Consider the following 12,232-nt stretch of genomic DNA (forward strand, 5'->3'; position numbering starts at 1 on the left):
AATACCGTAAATCTGAAAACCATGTTAATCCAGCCAAAACCGTATTACACCCCGGAAAACTATCTGGAACTTGAACGCAAAGCCGCGTACAAGAGCGAATATTTCAAAGGTGAGATATTTGCGATGGCAGGTGCATCCCGCAATCACAATCGGATTAAGGAAAATCTGTCGATTGGAATAGGTTCCTATTTGAAAGGAAAACGCTGTCAGAGTTTTTCATCCGACATGCGGCTTCACATTCCTTCGAACTCACTGTATACGTATCCTGATCTTGTCATTGTCTGCGGAGAACCGGAACTGCTGGATTCTACATTTGATACGCTCTTGAATCCCACCATACTCGTTGAAGTTTTGTCGGAAAGCACAAAGGACTACGACCGGGGTGGAAAATTCATGTTGTACCGCAACATTCCCACTTTTCAGGAATACATTCTGGTCGATTCCGAACAGATTCGGGTAGAAGCCTGGTATAAACCGGAAAACGGCTTCTGGACGTTGCGGAAGGAAACCGGCGCGGTGGACGACTCCCTGACCATTCAGACGCTCGATCTGACCCTTTCGCTGCGGGACATTTACGAACAAACCGTTGGCTTGCTGAGTTAAGCATACCGCAGGATGAACCCGTTTCAGGGGCAAATTCGTGTAGTTACAATAAACTTTTAAAATATTTTACAAAACCAATAAAGAAAGAAAGATTTTGTAGTATTGTTCCAATTTTCAATACTACGCTTTCCCGGAAATACTTAATTTTCGGTGTGGAATCACTAAAGTTGATTCCCTTCTTTACTTTCGTATGATGTATATTCATGCAGTTAGTCATTACTTTCCCAGCGAAGTAGTTGGCAACGAACACTTTACCCGGCTCAATGGATTATCGAGCGAGTGGATTACCGAACGTACCGGCATTCGGGAACGACGCAAAGCGGCACCCGACGAGAATACAAACACGATGGCCCTCGAAGCCGTCCGGCGGCTGTTCGACCAAACGGCGATTGACCCTTCTCAAATAGACCTCATTGTAGGTGCGACCTATACGCCATACGATACCATCGTCACCCTGGCTCACGTTGTCCAGCACAATCTGGGTGTTCCCGATATTCCGGTCATTTCGGTATCGACGGCCTGCTCCTCGCTGATCAATGCCGTCGAGGTTGTTGAGGGATATTTTGCAATGAATAAAGCGACGCTGGCTGTAGTGGTGGTGTCGGAACACAATACCGCCTACAACAACGAGACGGATACCGTATCGGGACATTTGTGGGGCGATGGCGCGGCCGCTCTGCTGATCTCGAAAGAGCGGATCAGCGACGAAGACATGACGATTCACACGATCATCACGGGCGGAGCGGCCACCAGCGGCAAAGCAACAACCGGCGTGATGCTGAAACCGCTCGAGCAGGGCGTCCTGATGCCCCACGGGCGTGACGTCTTCATCAATGCCTGTCTCTATATGCCCAAAGTCAGTTTGCAGGTACTGGAGAAACACAACCTGACCATCGACGATGTGGATTACCTGATTCCGCACCAGGCCAATCTGCGCATCAGTCTGAACGTTATCAATACCCTCAAACTCCCCGAAACGAAGCTGCTTTCCAACATTCAGAAACTAGGGAATACCGGCTGTGCCGGTTGCGCCATCGCGCTATCCGAAAACCGGGCTCTATTCAAAAAAGGGCAAAACATTGTGCTGACCGTCTTCGGAGGAGGCTACTCGTTCGGCGCCATGCTGGTGGAAGTGTAGTAAAGCAATGATGAATTATAAATGATGAACGATGAATGGAAAAGAGGCTAAGCGCATCTAATTTTCCATTCATCGTTCATCATTTATAATTCATCATTCCCTCTCCTAATTCGCCGTTGAAGACGACGGCGCGGAGGTGTTTTTCCAGGTATTGTTCCGTGGATTGATATCCGGCAGTTGTTCATCCGGGTCGATGGTGACCGAGCGAATGGGAGCAGTGGTCGGTTGTTTGAAACTCCAGGTACCACCGCGCTGCCAGATTTCGACCGGTAGATTGACCCGTGTTTTCTTTCCGCCCACTTCTTCTACTTCAATAATAACCGGCATGGCCCACTTTTCCAGGTTTTCGATGGTGATTACCGAGCCTTTTTGCGGGTCCTGCTCCACATACCGGACGTCTTTCACCGACTGATCCAGCTTCCAGTTTTCGTAAAAATACCCGCGCCAGAACCAGCCCAAATCTTCGCCGGACGCATCCTCCATCGTTCGAAAAAAATCATAGGGTGTCGGGTGCTTAAAGGCCCAGCGGTGTACGTAGGTTTTGAAGGCGTAATCGAAGCGCTTCGGCCCCAGCACCACATCACGCAGCAGTTTCAGACCCATGCCCGGTTTGTAATACCCCATAATGCCCAGGCTCATCGGTTGCAGCACATCAGGGGTGGTCATAATCGGCTCGTCGATGTTGAACAAGGCCGGTGCAATGTCGTGCATCGTTCCTTTCGGGCGGTTATATTCCCCCTTGTTGAATTTTTCAGTGGAGAGCATATTGATGAAGGTGTCGAACCCTTCGTCCATCCAGGCAAACTTCCGCTCGTTGTTGCCCACGATCATCGGGAACCAGTTATGCCCGAATTCATGGTCGGTAACGCCCCAGAGGGCATCTTTCCGGTCGCGCCGGTCGCAGAAGATAATACCGGGATACTCCATTCCGCCCACAATACCGGCGACGTTGGTAGCGACCGGATACGAGTACTCAAAGAGGTAATCCGAATAAAACTCAATACTGCCTTTGACGTATTCCGTCGAACGGTTCCAGGAATCGTCGGTGGCGCTTTCAACGGGGTAGACCGACATAGCCAAAGCTTTTTTTCCACTCGGCAGATTGATCCGGGCCGCATCCCACACAAACGCTTTTGAGGTTGCCCAGGCCACATCCCGGGCGTTCTGGCAGCGGAACCGCCACGTCAGCCGACCCGTTTGCTTCGGTCGGCTTTGCGGGTCGTTCACCTCGTCTTTCGACCGCAACAAGACGGTTTTGTCACTGTTCCGGGCCTGCGTCATTCGTCGCTGCTGATCGGACGTCAACACTTCCTGCGCGTTCAGCAACTCGCCGGAACCGACCACGATGTGATTCCAGGGCACGTCGATGGCGTATTCGTAATCCCCGTATTCCAGGTAAAACTCCCCGGCCCCGAGATAGGGCAGCACATTCCAGCCTTCGATGTCGTCATATACACACATCCGCGGATACCACTGCGCCATTTCGTAAATCAACCCATTCCGGGTCGGCTGCGTACCCATGCGGTCGGAACCGTAGGCCGGAATTTTGAAGGCATACTCAATTTTGATTTTCACCACATCGCCACCGGGTTTCAGCGGTTCGGCCAGCCGCACCTGCATCCGCGTGTCGGTAATCAGATAATCGACGGTTTTGGTTTTGCCCTGATCGATCGTGACGGACTGAATGGCATACCCGCCGGAGAAGCCGGCATTTCCGTAGCGGCCACCGCGCAAGGGCGTCGTTTTGGCGGCCCGGGACGTGTCCGAAAACGCGTTCTGATCGAGCTGAAGCCAGAGGAACGGCAACGTTTCGGGGCTGTTGTTTTTGTAGGTAATTTCGACTTCTCCGCTCAGGACGTTTTTCTCGTCGTCCAGACGAACATTGATTTTGTAATCGGCCCGGTTTTGCCAGTAGCGCGGACCGGGCGCTCCACTTCCAGCGCGGTAATCGTTTCCGGGCTGCATGTTGAATAGCGGATGAAAGAGTTCGTGGGCGTCGTAGGTTGAATTTGTCTTCGACTGGGCATGGACTTCTGCAATCGAAATCAGGATGCCAATAAAAAAAAAGAGTTTGTTCATGAAGTTGATTCGAATGTGTTCCCGCCTTTCGCAGGAACACGGGGTAATAGATAGTAACGAAACGAGGGCCACGATCCTGTTGCACTTTCCGATATTAATTCTCCAGCAAGGCCGAAACCGTCGGTGGTTTCGACAGCAATTCCGGGCGAACCAGCAAATAGCTGCCCGGCTCGGGGGCTTCCAGACGAACAAACTGACTGGCATCCTCTCCTGACATGAAGGCGGCAAAACCGCGATCGCCGGCAAAATACGCTTGCATATCTTTCGTCATCAGGATGAAATTGACATGATTCTCGTTTAAAAACTGTCCAAAGTTGGTATTGGGTTGGTAAAATTCTACCGGAATCCAGCGCGGTTTCTGTTCCTGGCTATACAGAAACACCCGATACCAGTCCCGTTCCAGCGTTGATACCGGCCCGTTAATGGAAAGCGCCTGAATAAACCGGATGTTATCGGCCACCGGCGTAGGGCGGAGTTCTTCCTGCTGCCGGACAGTCTGGTAAATTACCCAGATCATCATCAGACTCGCCAGACTTCCCATCCAGACCGATGACTGAACGATGCGTAATTTGATGTATCCCAACAGAAAAGCAACGATGATAATCAAGCCGAAGGCGTGGAAATACAGATAATGATTTCGCGGAAAAACCAGCACCACGGATGCTATCGAAGGGAAAAGCAAAATAAAAAGAGCCAGTTCCTTGCTGTTCAGCCGGATGGATTTGGTAGCCAGTCGCCGGAACGTGCCCGACAAATCGAGCAAACCAAATACAACAATGACCAGCAAACCCAGTAACCACCATTTCCGGTAGGGCGAGTTCAGGTTCATCAAGGGTGTCTTAAAAAACAAACCGTTCAAAATTCGAAATTCCGCGGTCGCCGTGTTGACAACATTCGTCCATAAATGCCTCAAAACCAAGTCGGGATGAACAAAAAAAGCCGCACTCATCGACTTGACATCACTCCCGAACACATTGGCCACCAATTTGAACTGATCCGGAATCGGAATGTCGATGGGCCGGTTATTCCAGGTGTTGTAATTGATGCTGAAGTGCTGAACGAATGCGTCGAAACTGCGGTTGGTGCCTTCCTGGTTCTGCCCTAAAGGATTACCAAACAGCAACCGCATAGCAATTACCAGCACAGCAAAGCTCAACAGGCCGGAAAAAGAATTCAGGGTCAGCTCCCGGCTGCGGTATTTCCGGGGAAAATACGTTTCGATGGCCACGACAACCGCAGTCATCATGGAAATATAAAACTCCGGCCGAACATAGGAACATACGAGAGCCGTTAGGGCAGTAATCAGCAACACATTCCTCGTCGACCACTCCCAGGCCTGCACCACACACAAGCCTCCCATAATCAGACAGAGTGTAAAAGCCGAAATCCGGGGATCAAGCTGCACATTCAGGGCTGAAAACTGAAAGCAGAGCGCGCAGAAAAGACTGACGATAAATCCCGACTTCCGCAGGTAAAGATACAAAAACAGCAAGGACCCGGTCATGAGGATCAACAACCGCCAGTTGAGGTAAAACAAGACCAGGGTGTCATTGGTAAACGCCTGCAGGGCCTTCAGCCAGGCCGCGTAAAAGGATCCCCACTGCGCCAGATGGGGCGCAGGCGGAAAGGTGTAGGTCAGGCTGGAAGCCAGGTAAGTCATTTCGTCGCCGAAGGTTACATCATACCTTAACGGCAGGTCGTAGGTAAGCGCCAGACCGGAACCAATCATCAGGAAAATCCCCGTCAACGGCCACAGGAATCGATTTTTCATGACTTCATCGCTAAAGCTTCGTAGAGTATTTCGGCCGGATGTTTGGCCTTGCGCCCCGTTCCATCCTTGATCTGGTGGCGGCAACTGGTTCCGGCTGCGGCAATGATGACCTCCTCTGCTTGCTGACGAACTGTTGGAAATAAGACCAGTTCTCCGATTTTCATCGATACATCGTAATGTTCCGTTTCGTAACCAAACGACCCGGCCATGCCACAGCAACCCGACGGAATCAGGTGGACGGTATAATTTTCGGGCAGTGACAGCATTTTTTTCGACGGCACCAGCGACGATACTGCTTTCTGCTGACAGTGTCCGTGCAGTTTGATCAACCGTTTTTCAGTCGTAAACGCACTTTTCGAAATAGCGCCCTTGTCGATTTCACGGGCGATAAACTCCTCAAAAGTCAGCACACTTTCAGCAATCCGCCGGGCATCGGCCACCATCGACTCATCGACCAGATCCGGGTATTCATCCCGAAACGTCAGAATTGCCGACGGTTCGATGCCCACCAAGGGCGTTTCAATCGTAATCAATGCTTTCAGCAGCTCAACGTTCTTTTCGGCCAGCCGTTTAGCCTGCCGCAACAAGCCTTTCGACAGAGCCGCCCGCCCGCTTTCGCCGTGTTCGGGAATGATCACCTCATAACCCAGTTTTTTCAACAGCAAAACCGCCTTTTTACCCACTTCGACATCGTTGTAATTCGTAAACTCGTCGCAGAAAAGGTAAACTTTCCCCGCCGTTCCCACGCTCTTTTCAATGCCTTTCGCCCACTTCCGCAGCGTTGTGCTATGCAGCAGCGGCATTGTCCGGTCGGGGTGGAATCCAATCACCCGATTGGCTACCCGCCGAAGCGATTCGGTGCCCAGCACCGCGTTATACGCCCACGGCACCAGCGATGCCAGCCCCGACAAACGCGCAAAATTGGCAATCAGCCGACTGCGCACCGGCACGCCGTTGGCATCGTGGTAATGCTGGAGAAACTCCATTTTCAGCTTGGCCACATCCACATTCGACGGACATTCGGCCTTGCAGCCTTTACAGGCCAGACAGAGGTCATACACCTCTTTAATCTCTTTGTTGTCGAAGCGGTTTTCTTTCGGCGACAGCGTCAGCATTTCCCGCAGAATATTGGCCCGCGCCCGGGTGGTTTCCTTTTCGTTGCGGGTTGCCATGTAGCTCGGACACATCGTTCCGCCCGAGATTTCGGTTTTCCGGCAATCGCCTGAGCCGTTACACTGCTCGGCGTGTTGCAGAATGGTCTGATCCTGAAACCGGAAAAACGTCTTGAAATCCGGGGTTTGCTGCCCGGCTTCATACCGCAGGAACGTATCCATCGGGGGCGTTTCCACGATTTTGCCGGGATTGAAAATACCGTACGGGTCCCAGGCCTGCTTGAGTTCCCGCATCAGCTCGTAGTTTTTCGGCCCCACCATGAGCGGAATAAACTCGCCCCGGAGTCGTCCGTCGCCGTGTTCGCCCGAGAGCGAACCGTCGTATTTTTTCACCAGCCGGGCAATTTCTTCGGCAATCATCCGGTATTGCCGGTGGCCTTCTTCGGTTTTGAGGTTGATGATGGGGCGCAGGTGAATTTCGCCCGAACCGGCGTGGGCATAATGCACCGCCGACATGCTGTGCTTCGTCAGAATCGCGTTGAAATCCCGGATGTAGTCAGGCAAATCGTGTACGTCGATGGCCGTATCCTCGATTACGGCAACGGCTTTGGCATCGCCCGGCAGGTTCGCCAGCAACCCCAGCCCCGCCTTCCGCAACGTCCAGATTTTTTTACCATCCTCACCATACAATACCGGAAAATGATAGCCCAAACCAGCAGCCCGCATTTCGGCTTCCATTTCAACCGCACGCTGTGCAATGTCTTCCCGATTGGCCGCCCCCAGTTCTACCACCAGAATGGCGCCTGGATCGCCCTGAACGAAGAAGCGGTTTTTGCGCTGCTCGATGTTGTCTTTCGTACACTCCAGAATGTAATGGTCGATCAGTTCGACGGCGCGGGGCTGGTATTTCAGCGCAATCAGATTGGCCCGCAACGATTCATCCACGTTGTTGAAATGCACACACACCAGCCCCAGTTCTTTGGGAGGCAGCGGCACCACATTCAGCTTGATTTCGGTCAGAAAGCAAAGTGTTCCTTCCGAACCGGCAATGAGTTTGCAGAAGTTGAACGGCTCGGTACCTTCTGTAAAGGGGGCCGTTTCCAGCAGTTCATCCAGCGCATAACCCGTGTTTCGCCGTTCGATGCTGCGTTTGGGAAACTGCCGCCGGATTTCGGCCTGGTTGTCCGGATTCGCCAGGATCTCGTTGGTTTTCAGGTAAATTTTATCCAGCAGCGACGCACTGCCATTTTTGTGCATACCCGCGTCGATCCGCTGGGCAAACGCAGTAGTTTCCAAAGGGCCAAATTCGGCTTCGCTCCCATCGGCCAGCAGCGCTTTGACGGACAGGACATGCTCCCGCGTTGAGCGATACACGACCGAGTTGGATCCACAGGAATTATTCCCGACCATGCCCCCGATCATCGCCCGGTTGGCCGTCGAGGTTTCCGGCCCGAAAAACAGGCCATACGGTTTCAGAAAGAAATTCAATTCATCGCGAACTACGCCCGGCTGCACGCGCACCCAGCGTTCCTGCTCGTTGATTTCGAGGATCTTAGTAAAGTTTTTGGAAACATCGACGATAATTCCGTTGCCGACCACCTGTCCGGCCAGCGAGGTGCCGGCCGTACGCGGAATGAGCGAAGTGCGGTTTTCACGGGCAAAGGCAATCAGCGTTTTCAGATCATTGATCGACTTCGGAATGGCGACCGCCAGCGGCATTTCGCGGTAGGCCGACGCATCGGTAGCATACAATGTACGTTGGGTATTGTCGGTGTAAAATTCACCGTCTAACTGAGCAGAAAGTTGTTGTAGCGTCTCCTGATTGACCATAAGAGTCTTCGTCCAAGACCGGACAAAGTTAATTTGCAAAAAAAATCGGGTTCCCGACCTTAAAGGTACAAATTTTTCCAGTACAGAGTCCCAAACCGGTAAATACCAGACAGGACTTCGTATTTAAATAGTGCTATTTAATCCCCGACCTAGCCTACCAGGAAACGCTTCATAGCGAGCCCTTTACCGTATTTAACTACTGACCACTATGCAATTTAGGCTACTGCACCTTCTGGATGCCTGCCGAAGGGAATTCCTGTCGTTCATTACCATAACAATTCAGTAGATAATTTTCAGCTTTCCTTCATTGTATTATAAAGATTATTTATTGTAATTTGCTTAATCAGTTCAGAAATATGTTCTATAAAATATCATCACGGTACTATATACGTAAAAAAATGACAGAGACCCGGTCGAACAGTAACCCTACTGATTGATTGGGTTTTCCTCATTTGTACTGCGCTGAAATTTCATTGTATCATGGTTCTGCATCTGCTTACCAATTTCAGTTCACCTATTCTAATTTGTTAACCTATGATGGATCACTTTATCAGATTCAATCATGAACGTAAAGAAGTAAACGGCCCGCGCCAATACCGGGTGTTTCAAGTCAGAAAGAAAGCGTTGCTCCCAGCCTTTCTGTTGTCATTTGCGTTCATTCTCAGCCTGGGCTTCAGCCAGGCATTTGCTCAGGAGCGGACGGTCACCGGAACCGTTACATCGTCGGAAGACAAGGTTTCATTACCCGGTGTTACTGTTCAAATCAAAGGAACAACCCGCGGCACCAATACCGACGCCGACGGGAAATATTCCCTCACCAACGTTCCTGACAATGCCACGCTGGTTTTCAGCTTCATCGGGCTCCAAAACCAGGAGATCGCGGTAGGCAACCGCTCCGTTGTCGATGCCGTTCTGACTTCCGACACCAAATCGCTGGAGGAAGTCGTCGTCGTGGGGTACGGTACGGCCAAGCGCAAAGACCTGACCGGTTCGGTTCAGCAGGTAACCGCCAAGGAGTTCAACCCTGGTATTGTTCCCAACCCACTGCAGGCCATTCAGGGCAAAGTAGCCGGGTTGGTGATTACGATGCCTTCGGGTGACCCCAACCAGGCGCCGACCGTTCGTTTGCGGGGCTATACCTCGCTGGCGGGTGGCAGTGATCCCCTGTATGTGGTCGACGGCGTGATCGGTGTTCCCATTCAGACGGTTTCACCAACCGATATTGAGTCGATGGACGTCCTGAAAGATGCTTCCGCAGCTGCTATCTACGGTTCAAGGGCGGCCAATGGTGTCATCATCGTGACGACCAAACGCGGAAAATCCGGCAAGACCACGATCACCTTCAATAATTATGTTGGCGTTGAAACCATTTCGAACCGGCTGGATTTGCTGGATGGCCCCGGTTATCGGGCGGCCGTCAGTACCCTGAAAGGAGACTCTACACTAAGTCTGGACCGGCTCCGTTTTCCTGCCGGCAACTACAACACCGACTGGGTGAAGGAAATCACCCGGATGGGCGTGACGACCAACCACGACCTGGCCATTTCAGGGGGATCACCAGCCTTCAGTTACCGGGGCTCTCTCAACTACATTGGCCGCGAAGGGATCATTAAAAACACGGGCTTCGATCGGGTAACAGCCCGCATCAACCTGGATCAAAAGGCGCTCGATAACCGCCTGAACATCCAGTATAACCTGTCGGTGACCAACACCAACTCCAAACTGAACGACGACGCTATCATCGCCCGGGCGGTTACGTTCCTGCCAACCCTGCCCATTACCGATCCGACGGGGGCCAACAACGTGGGCGGTTATTACGAAGTAGGCGGTAGTTTCGACCTCTTCAACCCCGTTGCCATGCTCAACAACCAGCGATTCGATCAGCAAAAGCGATTATTGATCGGTGGGGTCAACCTGCGCTACGAGATCATCGACGGGCTGACCCTGGGCGTTAACGGCGCTTTCCAGAACGAGAATACCGACGAAAGCCGCTCGCGCGACCGCAGCATCAAGGCCTTCCAGACGACCAATGGCGAAGCCTACCGGAAAATGGATCAGGTCAACAACAAGCTGCTGGAACTGACTGCGACCTATACCAAAGCCTTCGGCCAGAACAACAGCAACTTCAATGTACTGGGCGGTTACTCGTACCAGAACATTGTTTATGACGGTTTTCAGGCCCGTAACGCCCAGTTTCTGACCAATACGCTCTCGTATGACAATCTGGGGCTGGGGGCCGGTACGCTGCTGAGTCCGGCGTCCAACTACGCGACCTCCTACCGGAATGCCACCACGCTGGCGTCTTTCTTTGCCCGGGCTACGGTGAACATGAACGACAAGTACAACCTGACAGCCACGGTACGGCGCGATGGAAGTTCGAAATTTGGGGCCAACAACAAATGGGGACTTTTCCCATCGGTGGGTGCAGGCTGGACGCTGACGAACGAAGATTTCTTCCCGAAATCAACCACGCTGAACTACCTGAAACTGCGCCTGGGCTGGGGACAAACCGGAAATTCGGAAGGCTTGAAACCGTATCAGTCGCTCCAGTTGTATGGTCAGAAAGGCACGTATTACGATGGTGGGGTAGCCGACTTCCTGCCGGGCTACGGGATTACCCAGAATGCCAATCCGAACCTGAAATGGGAAGTGCTGACAACGTCCAACGCCGGGTTGGATTTTCAGTTGCTGAACGGCCGTTTCTCGGGTACGCTGGAGTTCTACAGCAAGACGACCAAGGACATGCTGTACCGGTATTCGGTGCCAGCGGATGGGGTTAAATACTTCACCAACTTCATCTGGGCCAACGTAGGCACCATGCGGAACCGGGGTATCGAGCTGTCGTTCGGGGGCGACCTCATCCAGAAAGAAGACTTTAGCTGGACTTCCCGCATCGTTGGGGCGTATAACAAAAACACGATTGTCAACCTGAAAAGCGATGAATTCGACTCCGGTCTGATCCGTTTCAATGCGTTTGGTGGCCGTGGTCTGTCGGATGTGTTTGCATCCTACCTCTGGCCGGGTCGTCCGCTGGGAGAATTCAACAACGTTCCAACGTTCGTGAGTTATACCGCCGATGGCAAAGTGCTGCTGAAACCGGGAACGGGCGATCAGCCCACCACCGATGTGAGCAAGGCCGATGCGGCTACGGGAATCAACACGCAGAACCCCATCTCCCAGGGCAACCCGCAACCCTTCCTGACGGCCTCTTTCATCAACTCGTTTACGTACAAAGGATTCGACCTGAACTTCCAGATTCGGGGTTCGTTTGGCAACAAAATCCTGAACAACCTGCGCTCGAACCTCCTGATTCCGGGGTCGATCCTGGAAACCAACATGCTGCAAGGCGTAGCGGATCTTCCGAGTGGGTATGGCACCAACGTGTTGTCGACTTATTGGCTCGAAAACGGAACCTATGCCCGTCTAGATAACTGGCAAATCGGGTACAACATCCGGACTGGTGGCAAATACCTGTCGGCCGCCCGGGTCTACCTCGGTGGTAACAACCTGTTTACGCTGACGAGCTACAAAGGGGTCGATCCGGAACTTCAGGTGAAAGCGGATTTGCAGAACGAAAGCCAAGCACCCAACAACATCGGGATGGATTTTAGCAATATCTATCCAAAAACCCGTTCGTTCCAACTGGGCCTTAACCTGACGTTTTGACCGTTGTTAATCAACTAACTACCAACTACGAAG

General features: G+C 52.2%; 6 protein-coding genes. 3 read left to right on the forward strand and 3 right to left on the reverse strand.

Translation table 11 applies throughout. The annotated features are described in order from the left end of the window. The first annotated feature begins 21 nt into the window (after nucleotides 1-21). The gene (locus FH871_RS26320; protein ID WP_138994401.1) at nucleotides 22-603 is read left to right on the forward strand and encodes a Uma2 family endonuclease; all 582 of its coding nucleotides are present in this window, start codon (nucleotides 22-24) and stop codon (nucleotides 601-603) included. 193 nt (nucleotides 604-796) lie between these two features. Beyond that, nucleotides 797-1,741, forward strand: coding sequence for a 3-oxoacyl-ACP synthase III family protein (locus FH871_RS26325; RefSeq protein ID WP_138994440.1), 945 nt, complete (start codon nucleotides 797-799; stop codon nucleotides 1,739-1,741). 105 nt (nucleotides 1,742-1,846) lie between these two features. Here FH871_RS26325 and FH871_RS26330 read toward each other — a convergent pair whose 3' ends face one another. The 3 genes from FH871_RS26330 to FH871_RS26340 form a co-directional block, all read right to left on the reverse strand. Continuing rightward, nucleotides 1,847-3,820, reverse strand: a complete 1,974-nt coding sequence (locus tag FH871_RS26330; protein WP_138994402.1) for a M1 family metallopeptidase — start codon at nucleotides 3,818-3,820, stop codon at nucleotides 1,847-1,849. Between the two features lie 94 nt (nucleotides 3,821-3,914). After that, nucleotides 3,915-5,591: a hypothetical protein gene (locus FH871_RS26335; RefSeq protein WP_138994403.1), complete on the reverse strand. Its 1,677-nt coding sequence runs from the start codon at nucleotides 5,589-5,591 to the stop codon at nucleotides 3,915-3,917. Continuing rightward, the gene (locus tag FH871_RS26340) at nucleotides 5,588-8,533 is read right to left on the reverse strand and encodes an FAD-binding and (Fe-S)-binding domain-containing protein (RefSeq protein ID WP_138994404.1); all 2,946 of its coding nucleotides are present in this window, start codon (nucleotides 8,531-8,533) and stop codon (nucleotides 5,588-5,590) included. The genes FH871_RS26335 and FH871_RS26340 overlap by 4 nt, the downstream gene beginning before the upstream one ends. 534 nt (nucleotides 8,534-9,067) lie before the next feature. Between FH871_RS26340 and FH871_RS26345 the strand changes: the two genes are divergently transcribed. Beyond that, nucleotides 9,068-12,199 (forward strand): TonB-dependent receptor, encoded by a 3,132-nt coding sequence (locus FH871_RS26345; RefSeq protein ID WP_138994405.1) that lies wholly within the window; start codon nucleotides 9,068-9,070, stop codon nucleotides 12,197-12,199. Nucleotides 12,200-12,232: the final 33 nt, after the last annotated feature.

This window comes from Larkinella sp. C7, assembly GCF_006149005.1.
Classification (GTDB): domain Bacteria; phylum Bacteroidota; class Bacteroidia; order Cytophagales; family Spirosomataceae; genus Larkinella.